The 20,358-nt window shown below is 40.7% G+C and carries 23 protein-coding genes; 17 read left to right on the top strand and 6 right to left on the bottom strand.

The window, feature by feature from the left end:
- Positions 1-162: 162 nt before the first annotated feature.
- Entirely contained in the window at positions 163-480 is a 318-nt protein-coding gene (gene yajC, locus IM753_RS00710; RefSeq protein ID WP_065256559.1) for a preprotein translocase subunit YajC, read from the bottom strand.
- 238 nt (positions 481-718) lie between these two features.
- Here yajC and IM753_RS00705 point away from each other — a divergent pair, with 238 nt between their 5' ends.
- Entirely contained in the window at positions 719-1,918 is a 1,200-nt protein-coding gene (locus IM753_RS00705) for a CNNM domain-containing protein (protein WP_083108207.1), read from the top strand.
- Between the two features lie 93 nt (positions 1,919-2,011).
- Here the strand turns inward: IM753_RS00705 and IM753_RS00700 are convergent, their stop codons facing one another.
- Positions 2,012-2,809 carry a TraX family protein gene (locus IM753_RS00700; RefSeq protein ID WP_194108420.1) on the bottom strand — a complete coding sequence of 266 codons (798 nt, stop codon included), beginning with the start codon at positions 2,807-2,809 and terminating at the stop codon, positions 2,012-2,014.
- 40 nt (positions 2,810-2,849) lie between these two features.
- Positions 2,850-3,518, bottom strand: coding sequence for a FixH family protein (locus IM753_RS00695; RefSeq protein WP_194108419.1), 669 nt, complete (start codon positions 3,516-3,518; stop codon positions 2,850-2,852).
- 272 nt (positions 3,519-3,790) lie between these two features.
- Between IM753_RS00695 and purL the strand changes: the two genes are divergently transcribed.
- From purL to IM753_RS00650, 9 genes are all read left to right on the top strand, one after another.
- Positions 3,791-7,717 carry a phosphoribosylformylglycinamidine synthase gene (purL, locus tag IM753_RS00690; RefSeq protein WP_370582796.1) on the top strand — a complete coding sequence of 1,309 codons (3,927 nt, stop codon included), beginning with the start codon at positions 3,791-3,793 and terminating at the stop codon, positions 7,715-7,717.
- 194 nt (positions 7,718-7,911) lie between these two features.
- Positions 7,912-8,517 carry an NADH-quinone oxidoreductase subunit A gene (gene ndhC, locus IM753_RS00685; protein WP_194108417.1) on the top strand — a complete coding sequence of 202 codons (606 nt, stop codon included), beginning with the start codon at positions 7,912-7,914 and terminating at the stop codon, positions 8,515-8,517.
- Positions 8,518-8,532: 15 nt separating this feature from the next.
- The gene (locus tag IM753_RS00680) at positions 8,533-8,916 is read left to right on the top strand and encodes a hypothetical protein (RefSeq protein ID WP_197035915.1); all 384 of its coding nucleotides are present in this window, start codon (positions 8,533-8,535) and stop codon (positions 8,914-8,916) included.
- A gap of 64 nt (positions 8,917-8,980) precedes the next feature.
- Positions 8,981-9,649 carry an NADH-quinone oxidoreductase subunit B gene (locus IM753_RS00675; RefSeq protein ID WP_194108416.1) on the top strand — a complete coding sequence of 223 codons (669 nt, stop codon included), beginning with the start codon at positions 8,981-8,983 and terminating at the stop codon, positions 9,647-9,649.
- Positions 9,650-9,737: 88 nt separating this feature from the next.
- Positions 9,738-10,079, top strand: coding sequence for a YqcI/YcgG family protein (locus IM753_RS00670; RefSeq protein ID WP_194108415.1), 342 nt, complete (start codon positions 9,738-9,740; stop codon positions 10,077-10,079).
- Positions 10,080-10,096: 17 nt separating this feature from the next.
- A complete protein-coding gene (locus IM753_RS00665; RefSeq protein ID WP_194108414.1) occupies positions 10,097-10,591 on the top strand; it encodes a hypothetical protein in 495 nt (164 codons plus the stop codon).
- Positions 10,573-11,253, top strand: a complete 681-nt coding sequence (locus IM753_RS00660; RefSeq protein WP_194108413.1) for a hypothetical protein — start codon at positions 10,573-10,575, stop codon at positions 11,251-11,253. Before IM753_RS00665 ends, IM753_RS00660 begins: the two co-directional genes overlap by 19 nt.
- An 11-nt stretch (positions 11,254-11,264) precedes the next feature.
- Positions 11,265-12,503 (top strand): ATP-grasp domain-containing protein, encoded by a 1,239-nt coding sequence (locus IM753_RS00655; protein WP_194108412.1) that lies wholly within the window; start codon positions 11,265-11,267, stop codon positions 12,501-12,503.
- A gap of 125 nt (positions 12,504-12,628) precedes the next feature.
- The gene (locus tag IM753_RS00650) at positions 12,629-12,832 is read left to right on the top strand and encodes a hypothetical protein (protein ID WP_194108411.1); all 204 of its coding nucleotides are present in this window, start codon (positions 12,629-12,631) and stop codon (positions 12,830-12,832) included.
- On the opposite strand, the gene IM753_RS00645 is transcribed toward IM753_RS00650, so the two are convergent.
- From IM753_RS00645 to IM753_RS13165, 3 genes are read right to left on the bottom strand one after another with little or no spacing between them, the layout of a single operon-like run.
- Positions 12,824-13,588, bottom strand: coding sequence for a TSUP family transporter (locus IM753_RS00645; protein ID WP_194108410.1), 765 nt, complete (start codon positions 13,586-13,588; stop codon positions 12,824-12,826). The genes IM753_RS00650 and IM753_RS00645 overlap by 9 nt on opposite strands.
- A complete protein-coding gene (locus tag IM753_RS13170; protein WP_370582795.1) occupies positions 13,588-14,157 on the bottom strand; it encodes a diiron oxygenase in 570 nt (189 codons plus the stop codon). Before IM753_RS13170 ends, IM753_RS00645 begins: the two co-directional genes overlap by 1 nt.
- Positions 14,052-14,474: a diiron oxygenase gene (locus IM753_RS13165; RefSeq protein ID WP_255518615.1), complete on the bottom strand. Its 423-nt coding sequence runs from the start codon at positions 14,472-14,474 to the stop codon at positions 14,052-14,054. The genes IM753_RS13170 and IM753_RS13165 overlap by 106 nt, the downstream gene beginning before the upstream one ends.
- 256 nt (positions 14,475-14,730) lie before the next feature.
- Between IM753_RS13165 and nuoC the strand changes: the two genes are divergently transcribed.
- The 7 genes from nuoC (at position 14,731) to IM753_RS00600 (ending at position 20,326) form a co-directional block, all read left to right on the top strand.
- A complete protein-coding gene (nuoC, locus tag IM753_RS00635) occupies positions 14,731-16,479 on the top strand; it encodes an NADH-quinone oxidoreductase subunit C/D (RefSeq protein WP_194108409.1) in 1,749 nt (582 codons plus the stop codon).
- 238 nt (positions 16,480-16,717) lie between these two features.
- The gene (locus tag IM753_RS00625) at positions 16,718-17,566 is read left to right on the top strand and encodes a hypothetical protein (RefSeq protein WP_194108407.1); all 849 of its coding nucleotides are present in this window, start codon (positions 16,718-16,720) and stop codon (positions 17,564-17,566) included.
- Positions 17,567-17,637: 71 nt separating this feature from the next.
- Entirely contained in the window at positions 17,638-18,849 is a 1,212-nt protein-coding gene (locus IM753_RS00620) for a PilT/PilU family type 4a pilus ATPase (RefSeq protein WP_062499120.1), read from the top strand.
- Between the two features lie 13 nt (positions 18,850-18,862).
- Positions 18,863-19,009, top strand: coding sequence for a hypothetical protein (locus tag IM753_RS00615; RefSeq protein ID WP_194108406.1), 147 nt, complete (start codon positions 18,863-18,865; stop codon positions 19,007-19,009).
- 68 nt (positions 19,010-19,077) lie between these two features.
- The gene (locus IM753_RS00610) at positions 19,078-19,605 is read left to right on the top strand and encodes a hypothetical protein (RefSeq protein WP_227713030.1); all 528 of its coding nucleotides are present in this window, start codon (positions 19,078-19,080) and stop codon (positions 19,603-19,605) included.
- A 23-nt stretch (positions 19,606-19,628) separates the two neighbouring features.
- A complete protein-coding gene (locus IM753_RS00605) occupies positions 19,629-19,913 on the top strand; it encodes a hypothetical protein (protein ID WP_062499122.1) in 285 nt (94 codons plus the stop codon).
- On the top strand, positions 19,913-20,326 hold the full coding sequence (locus IM753_RS00600) for a type II toxin-antitoxin system VapC family toxin (protein ID WP_194108404.1): 414 nt from the start codon (positions 19,913-19,915) through the stop codon (positions 20,324-20,326). Before IM753_RS00605 ends, IM753_RS00600 begins: the two co-directional genes overlap by 1 nt.
- The last annotated feature ends 32 nt before the right edge of the window (positions 20,327-20,358 follow it).

Genomic DNA, 20,358 nt, shown 5'->3' with positions numbered 1-20,358 from the left:
TGGGTTTGGCTTATTAATTAAATCATTTAAAAACTGCACAAACCAAACCCTTTAATAATTGACAATAATTTAAGTGTTAAATTATTGTTTGGTCTTGTTAAAATAGGGCTTATCCTTTTGCCTAGTGCATTTATTTAAAATGCACATTTAACAATACCGAATTTAGATATTTTCAATCGTGCCTTTGGGTAATACGCTAATCACGGACGCACGTTGGATTTTGACATCGGTGTTGTTGTTTAGGGCGATGACCGCATAGTCGCCATCAACTTTTTTGACGCGACCGACCAGACCGCCAGCAAACACCACTTCATTATCCACTGCCAACGCATTGACCATGGCACGGTGTTCTTTGGCACGCTTGGACTGGGGGCGAATGATGAGAAAATAGAAAATGGCAAAAATGGCAATCATCGGTAATAATTGCAAAAAAGCATTGGGTTGAGCCGGGGCGGTGGTCGCCAAAATAGAAAGTAGCATGAGTGTTCCTAAATTTCCAAAACGAAAAATAACGCATATCATACCATAAAACAAACGCATTTTATAAAATTTTACATAAGTCTTTGAAAAATTTTATAAATTTCCCAAAAAATACCGTTCTGCTCCCAACCCTAACCACGTTCATCATCATAAAATTGTCCACTTTATCCTAAAATACTTGCAGTTGTCATCATTTTAGCTTAATATTAGCGATTAATTTAAGTCACTCACTCTTTATATGCCCCGACCGCGATTTTTCCTTATTGCCATCTCTTTATTAGCCATCACGCCCATCATTGCCTTTGCCACAGCAGGCGAGAGCGTGGGGCAGGCAAGTAGCACCAATGTTATCTTGCTTATCTTTTATGTGGCGTTGTCGCTGATTGTTTCCTTTATTTGTTCTATTTCAGAAGCGACCCTTTTGACAATGACCCCAAGCTATATCGACACGCTAAGAGATGACAACCCCAAAACTGCCGACTTACTCAATGAAGTCAAAGTTAAAAACATCGAAAAATCCATCTCATCAATTCTCACGCTCAACACCATCGCCAACACCTTAGGCTCGCTTGGGGCAGGTTCGCAGGCGACGATTGTGTTTGGTAGTGCGTGGTTTGGGGTGTTTAGTGGCGTGATGACGCTTGCGGTACTCATGGGCAGTGAGATTATCCCAAAGACGCTAGGGGCGACTTATTGGCGACGTTTTGCTGTGCCTGTGGCGTACTATGTCAAGGGCATTAGTATTTTGCTGTTTCCCATCGTGTGGATTGCCGAGAAAGTCTCTCGCTTGCTCACTCAGGGTAATAACGAGAGTGGGTTTAACCGTCATGAGTTCATCGCCCTTGCCAATCAGGGCGAAGTCTCAGGGCAGATGAGTGAGTTGGAGACACGTATTATCAAAAACTCGTTGGCTCTGAGCATGATTCATGTGGAGAGTATCGTTACGCCACGCTCGGTGATGATTGCCTTTGATGAGAATATGACGGTGGGTGATGTGTTCGCCACGCACCCTAAATTGCCATTTTCTCGTTTTCCCATTTTTGATGAAGACCTGGATAATGCCACAGGTTTTGTCCTAAAAAGCGACCTACTTATTGCCAAAGCCAACCAAGAGATTCACACGCCCATTAAGCATTTTAAGCGAGACATTACTTTTGTCTTTGCCAAGATGAAGTTGTTTGATGTGTTAGATTTGATGTTAAAAGAGCGACTGCACATCGCCCTTGTCGTGGGCGAGTTTGGTGAAGTTAAAGGTATTGTGAGTTTAGAAGATGTGCTTGAAACCTTGCTCGGGCTTGAAATTGTTGATGAGATTGACCGTGTTGATGACATGCAAGCCCTTGCCAGACAGCTTATGGACAGACGCATGAGTAGGCTAGGCACGACCGTTGCCGATGATGAAAATGTGGATAATGTGCCAAATGATAATAAAGGCTAAATGTGGTTAATGGCAAGGTGTGCCATTTTATTCTTTTAAAATTTATAAATTAAAAACACAATCTTTGGGTTGTGTTTTTTTGATGCTAATAATTTATTTAACATAATCCAAAAGAAAATATTCCGCCATCGCAATCACCAATAAATGCACAGGATAAAACCAATAAAACAAGTAGCGACCGCCAAAGTCAGACCCCTTTCGTCCATTAAAGCCATAGATGATAAGGGCGGTGAGTATCATGCCAAAGTGCATATAGCCAAGCCCTACGGTGGTGTTAAAGCCGTAGATGAGTACATAGATGACAGGCAAGGATAAGAGATAAGCGATGATAAGGTAGTTAGGCTGATTTTTATAAAAATAATCAAACAGTAGCGTCATATAAATCATGGCAAAGCCATAATCACATAGGCTGATGATAGGATAGAGTAGGGCGATAAGGATTGCCTTTTCCCAAATATTAAAAACCTTATGGTGCCGAATCATCAAAGCAATGAGTGATAAAAACAGCGAAAACAGCACATTACCACGCATGAGACGTGTCATCACAGCCCAGTCGGTTTGTCCCTGATTTTCAATGAAGTTTTGAGATAGTAACACAGCATCGCTAATGCCGATATTAAACAGCCAAAAGGGTGGTTGTGAGATAAGGGCAAACAGCCCCAATCGCTTGGCATAGCCCTTGACGTCATGCGTGTGATAAAAGCCAACCACGAGCAAGTAACACATGAGTGGAGCTACCGCCCGCCCCATAAAGTGCAGTATCTCCGATAAATGCGTATCATACTCCAAAAAACGCCACGCCACATGGTCGGCGGTCATGAGTAGCATGGCAAGCCATTTGACATGAAAAGCGGTCAATGGTTGATAAGTTTGACGGCTTGTGTTGGTCATCTTAGGCTTTTGGGCTGATTGATGGGTTATCGTCCAATAATTATTGTGCCAATGGCGGTACCGTGTCAGGGGCGTGTTGTTGGTGGCGTTTGTTCCGTTGGTCGGGTAGGGTTTGGTGTTCGTTATCAAAGGCAACCAAGGGCAAAAATGCCACGTTTTGGGCGGGCAGTTTTTGGCTATGAGTCAGTCGCCATGAGCCAGCTTCTATCTCGGCAGTGCTATCGTCATCGTTGGTGATGTTAAGATAGTATTTGGCGGGTAGGGGGTCAAGCGTGAGTGTGCCAGTGTAGAGATTATCACTTTGGTAAGTCAGCACAAAATCACGGTCTTTGGCTTTGTCAGTGGCGTGTGAGACCTTGACATTGAGTGTGGCAGGATAACTCATGCTTTGGGCGGATTTTAATTCAAATCGCACGTCATAATCATCCGGCGTGCCGTCTAATCGCATGATGCCTGATAAGCCTAAATCATGGGCGAGCTTATCTTTGGAGGCGTCTTGGTAGAGGCTTTTGCCGTCCATGTACCAGTCATCACGCACGGGCGAGTCTTTGATTTTAAAGGCGTGTACGATAAAGAAAATGCAGCCAATGACTACGATGAGTGGCAGTCCGATGACGAACACAATGACCATGTAGTTTTTGTACCAAACATTGGCATTGGTGCTGGCAGTGGCTTGGGGGGTGTTGGGGGTTGGGGTGGTCGCTGACATGATGACATAAGGATAAAATTTGGCTTATTCTAGCATTTTTTGCTCAAAAAGCCAAAATTTTCCATGGCAAAGTGAGTTTTGATGAGTGTCAAAGTCAAATCGTGAATATTGGGGTGTTTGAACATTTGTAACAATTTTTAAAAATATCAGCAAAGCATTGGCATAACTGGGGTAAAATCTGTTAAAATAGCGTGTTGATAATTGCTTGTTGCTTTTATATTGTTTCTATTGTTTGTCATTTTATCTTATTCATCAAATTGTGGGGAATGACCATCATGATGACCATCGCTGGAAAGCCGTTTTTAACCCAGTTTCAGACAGACGCTCTCATCAAAGAGCTAAATACCAAAGCCAATTTACCCATTCGTGCCATCAAATCACAGCAGATTTATGTTTTTCCCAGTTATCTGACGGCTGATGCACGCCAAAAAGCGTTGAGTCTCTTAAATGACGGCTTGGAGGTTGATGAAGATACGGCAGGCGATGGCGAGCGTCAAGTGGTGGTGTCGCCACGTTTTGGTACGATTAGCCCGTGGGCATCCAAAGCGACTGATATTTTTAGAAACTGTGGGGTGGACATTGAGCGTGTCGAGCGTGTGGTGTTGTTTACCTTAACAGGCGATGGCGAGCTACCACGCAAACTGCCACAGGTCGCCCAAAATATCCTGCACGACCGCATGACCCAAAGCCTAAGCTATGAGTTGTCAGCGGTCAAAGCTCTGTTTGGTGATGACAAACCTGCAAGTCTCACGCACATTGACATCATGGGGCAGGGGCGTTCGGCATTGGTGCAGGCAAATCGTGAGTTTGGCTTTGCCCTGTCTGACGAGGACATGGATTATTTGGTCAAGCATTTTAATATCTTAGCTCGTAACCCCACTGATGTGGAGCTGATGATGTTCGCCCAAGCCAATAGCGAACATTGCCGTCATAAGATTTTTAATGCCGAATGGACAATTGATGGTAAAAAACAAGACAAATCATTGTTTAAAATGATTAAAAACACCCATGAAACCTCACCTGAGGGGATTTTGTCTGCTTATAAAGACAATGCGGCGGTCATGGAAGGTTTTACCGCTGAGCGGTTTTATGTCAATAAAAATAGCGATGGCGTGCATGAATACGACTTTCATGAAGAGCCTGTTGATATCTTGATGAAAGTAGAAACGCACAATCACCCCACCGCCATTGCTCCCTATGCAGGGGCGGCGACAGGCTCGGGTGGTGAGATACGAGATGAAGGGGCGACAGGGCGTGGCGGTAAGCCAAAAGCAGGCTTGGCGGGATTTAGCGTGTCGCATTTGCACTTGCCAGAGATGCCCGAAAAATGGGAAGTGAATACCAAAGCATACGGCAAGCCAGAACGGATGGCGTCCGCTCTTGAAATCATGACTCACGCTCCGCTTGGCAGTGCGGCATTTAGTAACGAGTTTGGTCGTCCTAACTTAACGGGCTATTTTAGAAGTTTTGAGCTTGACACCAGTGCCATGCAGGACGGCAGTCAAATGCGTGGTTATCATAAGCCGATTATGATTGCTGGTGGTTATGGCAATATCAAACGTGATTTGGTACAAAAAAATGCCATCAAGCAGGGCGATTTGCTCATTGTGCTGGGCGGTCCTGCCATGCAAATCGGTCTGGGCGGTGGGGCGGCAAGCTCGGTGGATAGTGGTAGCCTAGATGAGGGACTAGACTTTGCCAGTGTACAGCGTGATAATGCCGAGATGGAACGCCGTTGCCAAGAGGTGATTGATACCTGCTGGGCGATGGGGGCGGAGCATAATCCCATTGTCTCTATTCATGACGTGGGGGCAGGCGGTCTATCTAACGCCATGCCAGAGCTGGTGAACGACCATGAGCTTGGGGCGGTGTTAGAGCTTAGAAAAGTGCCATCATTAGAGCGTGGTATGTCGCCAATGGCAATTTGGTCAAATGAAGCCCAAGAACGCTATGTGCTAGCCATTGACCCTAAGGACGAGGGGTTATTTACTCAAATTTGTGAGCGTGAGCGTTGTCCTTTTGCGGTGTTGGGTGTGGCAACCGATGTGCGTCAGCTTAAAGTCAATGACGAGCTACTGCCAGAACAGCCGGTGGACATGCCCATGCAAGTGCTACTAGGTGGCACGCCCAAGATGAAACGTTCGGTACGTCGCCAAAATGCTCAGCTAACAGCACTAAATGTCGACGAGCTGGACATTGCCAGTGCTGTTCGAGATGTGCTAAGACATCCGACCGTGGCAAGCAAATCATTTTTGATTAGTATTGGCGACCGTTCTATCACGGGCATGGTGGTACGTGAGCAGTATGTGGGGCGTTATCAAGTGCCTGTGGCGGACTGTGCGGTGACGATGACAGGATTGCTTGCTGATACCGGCGAGGCGATGGCGATGGGCGAGCGTACGCCTGTGGCACTCATCAACCCCAAAGCATCGGCACGCCTAGCAGTGGGCGAGGCGGTAACCAACTTAGCCAGTGCCAATATCGCCAAGATATCAGACATCACCCTATCTGCCAACTGGATGGCGGCATGTGGTGATGATGGTGAAGATGTGGCGTTGTATGATGCCGTTTATGCGGTGGGCGAAGAGCTATGCCCTGCCTTGGGCATTGCCATTCCTGTGGGTAAGGATAGCTTATCCATGCGTGCCGGTTGGCAAGATGATGGCGTGGACAAAGCGGTGGTGTCGCCCATGAGTCTTATTATCACAGGTTTCGCCCCTGTTCAAGACATCAATAAGACATTAACGCCTGAGCTTATCAATATTGATAGTCGTCTGTATCGCATTGACTTGTCAAAAGGTAAATTCCGTCTAGGTGGCTCTATCCTTGCCCAAACCTTGGGTCAACTTGGTGATGACTGTCCTGATGTGGATAGTGCTGATGATTTAAGGCACTTTTTTGATTTTATCCAAAGTGCCAATCATCAAGGTCTTATCAATGCTTATCATGATATCTCTGATGGTGGTTTGATTGCAACAGTGGCGGAGATGCAGTTTACCGCTCGTGTGGCAATTAACTTATCATTAGAAAGTGCTAATACCTTAGGTGAATTATTTGCCGAAGAGTTGGGGGCGGTGGTACAAGTTCTGCCTGAGTATGCTTTTGATTTTGAAGAGTTGGCTCACAGTATGGGCGTGTCAGAGCTGGTAAGTGAAATCGGACAAGTCTTTGAAACCCCTGCCGGTGGTGCCGACCAAGACATTCTAAGCATACAGACAGCCAGTGTGGACTTGGAATTTATGCGTAGCGATTTGCAAAATGAGTGGACAAAGGTCAGCCACGCCATCGCTCGCTTGCGTGATAATCCTGTTTGTGCTGACCAAGAGTTTGCACTTATCAATGACATTGATCATCAAGGCTTAATTGCACAGGCAAATTATGACTTAAATCAAGCCATAGAAGTCCCATATGTGAATAATCGCACCAGTTACCCCAAAGTTGCCATTTTACGTGAACAGGGCGTGAATGGGCATTTGGAGATGGCGGCAGGCTTTAAGTTGGCAGGCTTTGAGGCGCTAGATGTACACATGAGTGACCTGATGAGCGGACGTGTCAATCTGCGCGATGTGGATGGACTGGTAGCCTGCGGTGGATTTAGCTATGGCGATGTGCTAGGGGCAGGCTCGGGTTGGGCAAATAGCGTGTTACATCATGAAGAGTTATCCATGATGTTCGCCAGATTTTTCCATCGTCCCGAGACCTTTGCATTGGGTGTGTGTAACGGCTGCCAGATGATGAGTCAACTCAAAGACTTGATGGTCGGGGCAGGGCATTTCCCACGGTTTAGCACCAACGTATCGGCACGGTTCGAGGCTCGCACCGTCAATGTGCGTGTAGAACGCACCAAATCTGTGTTATTAAAAGGCATGCAAGACAGTATTTTGCCGATTGCGGTGGCACATGGAGAGGGCTTTGCCAACCTTGATGATAAGGCAATTTTTGAGCTAGAAAACAGTGGTCAAATCGCCCTACGCTATGTGGACAGTCAAGGGCGACCCACTGAGCATTATCCTTTAAATCCCAACGGCTCACCGCAAGGCATTACAGGTGTTTGTAGTAATGATGGACGGGTAACGCTCATGATGCCACACCCAGAGCGGACACTGCGTGCGGTCAATCACTCATGGAAACCTAACGAGTGGGACAAAGATGGGGCATGGATGCGACTGTTCCGTAATGCCCGTGCGTTTTTACGATAACAACCCAAACCAAAAAAACATCGTCATGTTGGCGGTGTTTTTTTTGTGAAAACGTCAAATTTATCCAATGACTTGACGTGGTTATTTTTTATTTAAATAATTTTACAAAATATGCTATAATTGTAAGGTTAATCTGTCAGGATTAGCGGATACCTTATTATAATCTACTTTCATAAAATCACATGGGGTGATTTATGCCAGCCGAATGGTCAGCCATTGTCTATTTACTTGCCAGTCTAGGGCTTGTCGTCTTTATGCTTGTCGTGCCACGTTTGCTTGGTGGGCGGTCAAGCGGTTCTCAAAAACAAGAAAACTTTGAAGCGGGGGTGGTCTCAGCAGGGACGGCTCGCATTCGCTTGTCTGCCAAATTTTACCTTGTGGCGATTTTCTTTGTGATTTTTGACTTAGAAGCCTTGTATCTGTACGCCTATTCGGTAAGCGTGCGTGAAGTGGGCTGGGTGGGGTTTGCGACCGCTTTTGTCTTTATCGCCATTTTGTTTGTGGGGCTTGTCTATGAGATGAAACTTGGGGCGATGAACTGGGCTCCTGCTGATAAACGTGCCAAGAAAAAGCGTATCTATGAGCGTCCTGCCGACTTTGATTTGGCGAGCATTACCGCCTTTAATGGCATTGATGAGCTACACTCAGACCCCACAGGCAAGGTACCTGCCCAGTCATCGGGACGGATTTTTGCAGGGCGTAAAGACTTGCAAGCGGTACTTGAAAAGGACAAACAGGATATGGCAAACATTGACCATATCAATGAGACAGGACGTGTTACCACGCAGAAGTTTGATTAAGTTTGGAATTTGACCGTGGATGATATTAAGCAAAAAGCCAATGAATTAGCACAATATTTATATAAAAAACAAATTCTAAATCAAGAATTACCCAAAATAATGGGTAATGACTTGATGTTGTTTTTTGTGCAAATTAAGCAACAGCTCAATCTTGCTTTTCCAAACACCAAATCAACACCCAAAATGAAAAGTATCCATTACGCCAATGGATTTCAAGATGAAAAACTAAAAAACATCGCCTTTATTCTTGATGATATTGAAGAGATTTTGTCCCAAAATCACCATATCAATCACGATAAAGTGGTGAGCTTTTTTAATCAAACAATAACAGAAAGTAATTTTGAAGTCTCACCCAAAAATTTAGTTATTGTACATATAAACAGTCTTTTAAATTGTTAAAAATTTTAATAGTTTAAAAGACAAAATTCTTAAACGCCAGTTTTAAAAACAAGCAGTTACGATTATGAAATATACGTTCACTCGTGCCAACGAATCCGCCGACCAATACCCACACCAAACTCGCCAAGTGATTGACGACATCACCCAAGCCGAGATTGACAAAAACGTCTTTATGGGTAAATTGTCGGATTTGACGCACAACCTTGCCAACTGGGGGCGAAAAAATTCGCTGTGGCCGTTTAACTTCGGCACAAGCTGTTGCTATGTGGAATACGCCACGACCTTGACGGGCGTACACGATTTATCACGCTTTGGGGCGGAGGTTATCCGTGCATCCCCCCGTCAGGCGGACGTGATGATTGTGGCAGGGACGTGTTTTGTCAAAATGGCACCCGTGATTCTGCGATTGTATGAGCAAATGCTAGAACCCAAATGGGTCATCTCTATGGGGGCGTGTGCCAACTCGGGCGGTATGTATGACATTTATTCGGTGGTGCAGGGCGTGGACAAAATCCTGCCTGTGGACGTGTATATCCCTGGTTGTCCGCCACGCCCCGAGGCACTCATTCAGGCGTTAATGCTCCTACAAAACTCAATCCAAGAGGAACGCCGTCCGCTTGGCATTCATCTTGACCAAAACATTTATCAGCCGATGATGACACCAGAGCGAGATAGAAAACAAGCTAACCGCATTGCGGTAAAAAATTTAAGAAGTCCCGATGGGGTGGAGTGATATTACCATCCTACGATGTTTGTGATTTATTGTGTCATTGGATTTTGAAAATTAGCTTTATAGTTGTCATTTTAATGAGGATTTATTAATGGATAATATTTTATACTCTCAGTCTGAAATAGCCAAAATGCAAGATTGGTTAGGCGATATGGGGCGACAAATTTTAGGAAGATTTGATAGTGACAATACAAAGTTTCTGTGTTTATTTGCTCGCAAAGCATTTGTCCAAGGTATGGTAAAATTTTTACCAATAGCTTATGTGCAGGATAAGGCACAATATGATTTAGAGTGTTTTGCACAAGGTTTGAAAAATTACCTAGAATTAGCAATATCAGCTTGGGACGGAAAATTCAATACAGCCTACCCATTGTTGGTTGTATTTGAACCTATGCAATGTCCACTTTCTTTTAAAAGATATCATAAAAAATAAAATGGGACATAAAGACTATGGATTTAAGAAAATTTTACGGTGCTTTGATTGTCTTTTATTTTAGTGATATGGCATTACTGATTATGGTAATTTGGTTGTCTTATCAGACAACCAAAAACCCTTTAATTCTTGGATTGATATTATTTGTTAGTACAATCATTCCATTTGTATTAAAAAGGTTTTCCAAAATTAATTTATTGTCTCTTTCTGTTCACCATTTAATGCTTTCACGAATTTTGTTTTATTCCATTGTTTTTGTGTTATCAGCACTTAATCCATCAATTTATAGTTTCATCGGTCTTGCATTGATATCTGGATTATTGGGAGTTAGCATACTAAGTAATTATGAGACTTACAATAATTATCTTGTTGTTAATAACATTGTTTCTGCAAATAAAGCATCAAGATACATGCAAACCGTTATACAGATTGGTGCATTTGGTGGGGCAATGATAGGAGGAATGCTATTAAATCATTTATCTTTTTTTATTCAATGGCAAGTATTGTTTTAGTAGACATTGTTTTTGCCATTATTTTTATGATGTGGGCAAAAAATGGGTACTTTGCTAAAATAAAAATTAAAGAGAATAACAACAAACAAACTGTTAACCAACTTTATTTTTTAGATAAAAAACAAATTTATTTGTTATGGATTATATTGGGGTTTGTTGGTATTCATATTACCAGTTTTAATTTAACCACACCAATTATATTTCAAGAAATTAAACAATGGACTGCCCAAGATTTTGGTTTATCTAGTGCTTTTGCTGGTATGGGGGCTTTTTGTGCGGCTTTCATAAAAAGCAACACAAAATATTGTTTGGTAATGGCAATATGTTTGATTTTTGCTGATTTAATATTTGTTATGTCAAATATTAAGATATTGTCCCTAGCCATATGTTTTCTTATTGGATTTTTTATCAATAGTATTAGGATATTAATAAGAGAAAAATTATCCTTAATGGCAAAAGATACAGAACAAGCTGCTTTTATTGGGCAAAGCAGTGCTGTCTTTTATGTTGCATTTCAAGCAGGTGCTAGCTTGCTATTTGGATATATATTATCCATTATACAAAATGTGTATGCTACTCAAATATTTTTACCATTAGTAGCGTGTATTATTGCTATATTTTATATTAATATGCTTTTTACAGGCAAAATCTTTACCAACTAGGAGTGTGGTTGATGGATAAAGGTAAAATTTTAATTGTAGATCCTTTTTCTACTGGTGCATTATATGCACAAAAATTTTATGAGCTAGGCTATCAATGCTATGTAGTACTTACCAATTCTGATATAAATGATGGCTATTTTAGTTTTGATAATACCTATTTTATCAATAAGGTAGCTTATTCAGTACAAGAATGTAAAGAAAAATTTTGTAGAGATGAAATCTTGGCGGTGGTTATTGGTGCAGAAACAGGCGTACTCATTGGTGAGCAACTGGCAGAATATTTTGGAGTGGCAGGAAATTCTGTGCGTAGTGGCTTAAAACGAAGAGATAAATTTATAATGCAAAATGCTTTAAAAGAAAGTGGTTTAAAGCATATAAAAAGCCAGCTTATCAATGCTGGCAGTGAATATTTTTTTGACAGTGAAAGTGGTTATATTCTTAAACCTGTTAATTCAGCAGGCAGTGATGGCGTGATGTTTTTTGAAAATAAAAAAACGCTGTCTAATTATATAAAAAATATTAACTGGGAAAAGATTAATGCACTGGGAATAAAGAATGATAATTATATTTTACAATCATTTGAAACTGGTGATGAATTTGTTGTGGATATGATTGTGCAAGATGATAATATTTTTATTTGTAGTTTGTGTGTTTATAAAAAAGGTCATCATAATGGCAGTAAGTTTGTTTATGAAAATATGCAGATGTTAGATATTACAAATAAAGAATATCAAGCCATCATTCAATATGCAACACAGTGTATAAAAGCATTGGAGGTTAAATTTGGAGCGGTACATATGGAGTTATTGGCAAAATCAAGTACCGATGGATATGTCAATCCAGTAATGATTGAAATGGGGGCAAGACTGCACGGAGGAGTTGCACCCATTATTTTTGAAAAATGTTACCAACCAAACTTGCTTGAATTAAGTGTTTATAATTACTTAAATCAAGATTTGACACAGTTCTATGGAAAAACAAAAGGCAATATATTTTATTCGAAAATTATCAGTAAAGCCAAAGTGGTATTTTTAATCAATTACCAAAAGGAAAATAAATTAGATAAGCAACTATTCCTGTCAAAAATTCAAAGCCTACCTAGTTTTTATCAGGCTAAAATTCTCACTAATGGTTTAATGCCCGTAACAGTGGATTTGCTAACTTGTCCTGTTTTGGTGTGCCTAGTTGGAGAGACATCTGATATTGATGAAAATAAACTAAGAATAATGTTTGATGAGAGCATTTATTAATTTATATTATTGATAATTTTACTCCCTTAATTATGTTTTGGTTTTTAAAAATATAGACATTAGCGATGAAATTTTTTATTTTGCTTAAATTTTGGTAATCGCAAGCCAAAAATAAGTTGGAAATTATGAGCATTCACCACATTCACGATTTTGATGTTTTAAATCAGCTAAACGCTAAGTTTGAAAATCTTGTTATCCAAGAAACGGCAGACGGCATTCCGACCGTTTGGGTAGATAAAGGGGCGGTGCTTGATGTGCTGATGTTTTTACGCACATTGCCCAAGCCCTTTGTCATGCTTGTGGACTTATTTGTCTTGAAATCAAGATGATGACCATAGTAATTTAATTGCCATTAGCACGCAGGCAATAACCACCAAAGGACGCATAAGTTTTGCACCATTTTTTACAACTAAATGACTACCTAGATATACTCCAATTGTTTCGCCAATTGCCATTAAAATACCTGCCATCCACGCCATCTTGCCTAAATAAATAAAGACAAGCAAGGAAATTAGGTTGCTGGCTAGGTTAAGTACTCTTGAATATGCCATTGCTTTGGTAGCGGCAAAACCTAGTAAAGAAGTTACTGCAAGTAGGTAAAAAGTACCTGCACCTGCTCCAAAAAATCCGTCATAAAAAGCAATAACAGGGATAATTGTCCAAGAAAACAGAAATACACCCATCTTTGCTTTCTTTGTGGTATCTGACAAATTCTTGGAGAAATAAAAATATAAAGCCATTGCAATTAACAAAAAAGGGAGAATTTTTTCAAGGAGTGTACTGGGTAACAAAGATAAAGTGGCAGTCCCGATTGTACCGCCAATTATAGCAGGAGGCAATAAAGCAATGAGTAATTTTTTATCTAATACACCTTTGTTTAAATAATATTGGGTGGAGGCAATTGCTCCTACTGTTCCTTGTAACTTATTGGCGGCAATCGCCTGTGCGGGGCTAAATCCTGCGGTTAATAATACAGGAATAGAAATAAGACCGCCACCCCCACAAATCGCATCAATAAAGCCTGCAACACAAGAACCTATTAATAAAAAGACAACAATATCTATGCTAAGACCAAGTAATTCCATCACATTGCTCCCAATGTTAGTAACAGTTTATTGACTGAGTTATCATAAATACCAATATTTTTTAATGTATCCGTGTCTCTTAATATTTCTTGATAATTAGGAAAGTTAAGTATTCCAAAGATTTTTTCCCATTCTTTCATTTCAGTATGTGCAAATAAAGGTACGGTAGATTTTAGAGTATTAATGAATAGCGTTCTAGTTTCTTTGCTTTCATTTTTTAGTACTTCCAAGGCGACATGGCTAAATACACCAGAATGACTACGCTCATCAAGGGCGTGTCTCTTGGTAACTTCATAGCAGATATTTTGAATGGTGTTATCCTTGGATAGAATGTCTAGATAGTCAGTAATTAGTGTTTCACTAGCACACGCCACTGCAAATTGCACCAACCTTCTATTTTTTTCATCAAGTTGTTTATTTAGTGTCTCGTTTAGCCATTGTGAAAGGTAAAAATTATTCTCGCCTAAGTGAGGTAAATTTCGTTTTTGGTAAATATAGTTGCACGCACCAATAGACATCTTAGTGTGCAATGCTTCATCAAGCAATGCTTCGGCGATGACTTTTTGCACATCTGCCAAATTTTCTGTATTGGGGGGTATTTTAAGATATTCTCGCATGCTGGCGTAACAACATCACATTCTATATAGACTGTTTTCATGTTATACAGAATCCAAGCATAAGACAAGCAAGCATCTTTTTTGGGCTGTGGTGCATTTAGCCAAGCATCATGGTTGGCAAAAGGCAATAGACATTCAGCAAAGTCTTTTTTATCGGCAAAGAATTCAATATCATCATAATCACCATCAAAAGTATGTACAGTTGCATTCTGTTGCCAGTATTTTGATAGTTTTTTCAAGATAGTTTGCATATCTGCTACGGTTTTCATCGGGTACATCCTTAACCTAAGAAATTCCTCAATTTTATATCAAATAAAGTATTTATTGTCAAGATGTAGCCATCAATTATAAAATAAATTTATATCTCACAATGGTTTATCATTCAATTTTTCTCGTAATCTATCATAAATATGCTGTAAAAAAAGCGATTTTGCGTTATAATTTGCCATTTAGTTAAAGTGTTTGGAGACTGCAAGCCCCACGCAAGCGACCAATTTAACAAACATATTATAAAAAGTTGGCATTATGAGCATTAACCACATTCACGATTTTGATGTTTTAAATCAGCTAAACGCTAAGTTTGAAAATCTTGTTATCCAAGAAACGGCAGACGCCATACCAACCATTTGGGTGGCTTGTGATAAGCTGCTTGATGTTTTGCTGTTTTTACGCACATTGCCCAAGCCCTTTGTCATGCTTGTGGATTTGTCCGCCATTGATGAGCGTTTGCGTCAGTACCGCCATGGCTTGCCTGACAGTGATTTTACGGTGTTTTATCATTTGATGAGTTTGGAGCGAAATTCAGACATTCGAATTAAGGTTGCTTTAAAAGAAGGTGAGCATGTTCCATCTGCGACCAAGATTTATCCCAATGCCAACTGGTATGAGCGTGAGGTGTGGGACATGTTTGGGGTGGTGTTTGATGGGCATCCGCATCTGACACGCATTTTATTGCCCAAATACTGGGAGGGACACCCATTACGCAAAGAATATCATGCACGAGCCACCGAATTTACGCCCTATTTTTTAAACACCGCCAAACAAGAGTTTGAGCAAGAGAACTTACGCTTTGTGCCAGAAGAGTGGGGCATGAAACGCTCTGGGCGTGATGAGGATTTTATGTTTTTGAACATCGGGCCAAACCACCCATCTGCTCATGGGGCGTTTCGTTTGGTGTTGCAGCTTGATGGTGAGGAGATTGTGGATTGTATCCCTGACATTGGCTATCATCACCGTGGGGCGGAGAAGATGGCGGAGCGTCAGACTTGGCATTCATTCATTCCTTATACCGACCGCATTGATTATTTGGGTGGGGTGATGAATGAGTTGCCTTATATCATGGCGGTGGAGAAACTGGCAGGCATTAGCACCCCTGAGCGTGCCAATGTCATTCGCATCATGATGAGTGAGTTTTTTAGGATTACCAATAACCTGCTTTATTGGGGGACGTTTATCCAAGACGCTGGTGGCATGACCCCTGTGTTTTATATGTTTGCTGACCGTCAAAAAGCGTATGATGTCATAGAAGCGGTAACAGGCTATCGCATGCACCCTGCGTGGTTTAGGATTGGCGGTACGGCTCACGATTTGCCAAACGGCTGGCAGCGGTTGGTGCGTGAGTTTTTGGACTGGATGCCAAAACGCCTTGATGAATACTATAAGGCAACGATGACCAACACCGTGCTAAAAGGACGCACGCAAAATGTCGCCCAATATGATGCCAAACATGCTCTGGCGTGGGGCGTAACAGGGGCAGGACTGCGAGCGACGGGCATTGAGTTTGATTTGCGTAAAGCGAGACCGTATTTGGGCTATGAGAATTTTGACTTTGAAATTCCTGTGTTTTATAACGGCGATGCCTATGACAGATGTTTGGTAAAAATTGAAGAGATTCGCCAATCACTTCGTATCATTGAGCAATGCCTAAACAATATGCCAAGCGGAGCCTATAAAGCCGAACACCCGCTTGCCGTGCCACCACCAAAAGACCGCACCCTGCAAGACATTGAAACGCTCATCAACCACTTTGTGTCGGTGTCGTGGGGACCTGTGATGCCAGCAGGGGAGAGTGCCTGTATGGTAGAAGGCGTAAAAGGGCTAAACAGCTATTATGTAACTTCCGACAACTCAACGATGAGCTATCGCACGCGTATCCGTACGCCAACCTTTGCTCATTTGCAACAGATGCCCAGCGTGATTAACGGCTCTTTGGTATCCGATGCGATTATTTATTTGGCAAGTATTGATATTGTTATGGCGGATTGTGATAGGTAGGTTCATATGAGTATTTTTTTGATTGAAAGTGATAAATCAGAATTGTTGAAGCCAATTACCTTTAAAGAAGGAAATATGTTAGAAAAAGACATTCAAAATATCATTAAATCTCTTTCCAAACTAAAAATAAACCTTTATAAGTATTGGGGTTGAAGTTTTTAAAAATCCACAAAAATCGGGGTTTGGAAAGAAGTCTATTAAATCCAACCCTAGTATTTTAGGAGAAGAATTATTGATTGTGGGTGAAGAGTTATCACCTTTTGAAGACAGTAAAAAACGTTTAGATTTATTGGCGTTAGATGAATTTGGAAAATTGGTTGTTATTGAATTAAAAAGAGATAATGACGGTTTTCATATGGATTTACAGGCTATTCGTTATGCGTCTACGGTAAGATTGTTTAGTATTGATAAGATTGTTGAATTTTATGGTAATTTTCACAATTGTAATAATGAGCAAGCAGAAAAAGCAATTGATAATTTCTTGGGCGGAGATTATGCTCAAAAATTAGATTTTGATAATGTTCGTATTATTTTGGTTAATCAATATTTTTCAAAAGACATTACAAATACAGTATTGTGGCTAAATGAACAAGGGTTGGATATTAAATGTATAAAAATTAACCCTTATAAATTAAATAGTGAGAGCATTTGGGATATTGATACTATCATTCCTGTAAAAGAAGCTCAAGAATATCAATTGAAATTAAAAGAAAAGAAACATTCAGACCAAGAAACCAAGCGTAATAATAAAGATTTTAGCAAATATCAATTTAACGGTGGAATTTTTGGTAAAGGTCGCTTGGTTTTGGCAGTTGTGAGTGATTACTGTAAAAATAACCCTAATATTGACATTGTTCATCTGCAAGATACATTCCCCAAAGAATTGCAATCAAGACTTGAAACGGCAATTTTGTATTCAGATTTAGAAAATAATTCAAAATTTGCGGAGAGATATTTTAAAGATGACGTTATTACTTTAAATAATGCAAGTAAAATTATTGTTTGCAATCAATGGGGCGTAGGAAATATTGATAGATTTATTGATTGTGCTACAAAACTTGGCTATAAGATTGAAAAGCAATCATAAATACAGTTAGCAACCTAAAAATATTGATATTGTAAAAATCAACCCTAAACTTAAAAAGAGAAATAAATACCATGACCACACACCATATTTCCGAAGAATCACTCATCGCCTTTGCCGAAGAGACCCTAAACGAAGCCAAAGGCATGATGTATAATATGCTGACCAAAGTCGTTGAGATTGGGGCTTCGGATTTATTTATCACGGCAGAATTTCCGCCCAGCGTCAAACACCAAGGCTTGATGAAACCGCTTGGCAAACAAGCCCTATCGCCCGACAAAACCAAACTGTTTGCATACAGTATCATGAACGACCATCAACGTGATGAATTTGAACGTGAAATGGAATGCAACTTTGCCATTAACGTGCCAAATGTGAGTCGTTTTCGTGTCAATGTCTTTATCCAGCAACAGCAAGTGGGTATGGTGATTCGGGTTATTGCTGCCGAGATTCCCAATTTTGACAAATTAAAATTACCGCCCCAACTGCGTAACGTCATCATGGAAAAGCGGGGTTTGGTGTTGGTGGTGGGCGGTACAGGTTCGGGTAAATCCACGAGCTTGGCGGCGATGATTGATTATCGTAACGAAAACAGTGCAGGGCATATCATCACGGTAGAAGACCCTGTGGAATATGTGCATAAGCACAAAAAATCGATGATTACGCACCGTGAAGTGGGCGTGGATACGCACTCATGGCACCATGCGTTGAAAAATACGCTCCGCCAAGCCCCTGACGTGATTTTGATTGGTGAGATTCGAGATACCGAGACCATGGAGCACGCCATTGCCTTTGCCGAGACGGGGCATTTGTGCTTGGGGACGCTCCACGCCAACAACGCCAACCAAACGCTTGACCGTATCATCAACTTTTTCCCCGAAGAGCGTCGCCAACAGCTACTTATGGATTTGTCCAGCAACATGAAAGCGATTATCTCCCAACGCCTAATCCGTACCGAAGACGGCAAGGGGCGGCGGGCAGCGGTGGAGATCATGCTTAACACCCGCCTTATGGCAGATTTGATTTTAAAGGGTGAAATGCACGAGTTAAAAGCGATTATGACTAAAAGCCGTGAAGTGGGTATGCAGACCTTTGACCAAGCGTTGTTTGACCTATATGATGAAGGGGCTATCTCGTACGATGAAGCGATTCGTAATGCCGACTCGCCCAACGAGCTACGCCTACAAATCAAGCTCAAGGGTGCTCGCCGTGATGGACAAAATGAAGTGGCAAGCTCGTTATCACTTCACGCTGATGTCGAAGAGGCTGATGATAAAAAGGAGTGATTAAGGAAGAGGCATGGATATCTTGTCCTATTTTGAAAACATCAACGAACTTAACGAATATCTTACGCCATTTTCTGATAGCGATAAGCTATTTGTAGAAAATCAATCTTGGCCAAAAGAGCATTTTTTACCATTTATCAGCATTGATTTGGGTATGTAAATGATGATTGGCGTGGGCAAGTGGTGCATATGCTAAATCTATTTGAACCTTTGGAAGGGTATATTGGTATGAATACCCATGAATACCACAATGAGTTTACAGGCGAAAATTGGTTTGCTTTTAAATTGACCGATGATAACCAATATGAGTTTTTGGGTAATGAAGGGTATTTTGAGAGAAGTGCCATTCATGATCATAAACAGATGTTTGGCGATTGGTGGTTTGATGAAGAGCGTAAACACGTCCAAGAGTGTAAAGATGATTATCAAAAAGCCCAAGAATTATTTGCCAAAACCAATAAACTTGCCAATATTCATTCATCAGATGATGAAGAAATAGTGCAAAATGATTGGCTTGATGAAATGGGTGGAGATTTATCAGAGCAAGGCGGTAATTGGGCAAGTCCTACTTATGCACTCAAAGCCATTGATTTAAAATGGCAACAAGATAAATTAAACATCACTTGTCAAGGCAAGCCACTTTATTTTATCGCTAGTGTCCCTGCTTATCATTATGGGTGCAGTGGGGCGGATTGGATAGTATTATTATATGAGCCGATTGATAAAATTGTGGTATTTACATTTGATTGGTCATAAAATTTGCAAAAATGGAGCAAAAAATGCAATTAACCACAATTAAACAAAATGACGGTATTTTTATTCAAATACCAAAACATATCATGAAAGATATGGATAAGATTGTGTCTAGTTTTGATGATAACACACACCAAATTCACATTGCATTTTATCCAAAACAAGAGACAAACATCAGTCCAGAAGTTCAACAACTATCAGGCAGTCTTAATGCTTATATCGGCACAGATGCCGATGTGATTGCTGATGACGAAAAGGCATTTTTACAGTCTTTATTAGATGATGATAATCGTATAAAGGCAGGACAATAATGTTAAGTTTGGATACAAATGTATTGGCTTGTTATTTATTGGGTGATGATGTTGAACAACAAAAACAAGCCAATATTTTGATTTCAAATAATGACTGCTTTGTTTTAATGACGGTAATTATAGAATTGGCTTGGGTGTTAAAATCACAAAAAATAAATAAAGCCATAATTATCCAAAAATTGATAGAGCTAAGTAGATTGACAAATATTCATCTTGAAAATATAGAAGTATTCAAAAACGCAATGCGTTGGGAGATTACAGGTATGGATATTGCCGATGCCATTCATTTGGCATTATCACAATCTTATAAAAACTTACCAATGACAACATTTAATATTGCTTTTATTAAAAAATCACAAGCACTTGATGAAGTGGCAACTTGTCAAAATGTAAGTAAATTGATTAATAAGTAAAAATAGGATGTATATCATACACCAAAAAATTT

The sequence above is a fragment of the Moraxella sp. K127 genome, from assembly GCF_015223095.1.
Classification (GTDB): Bacteria; Pseudomonadota; Gammaproteobacteria; order Pseudomonadales; family Moraxellaceae; genus Moraxella.
This window is presented reverse-complemented; position numbering and strand designations above follow the sequence as displayed.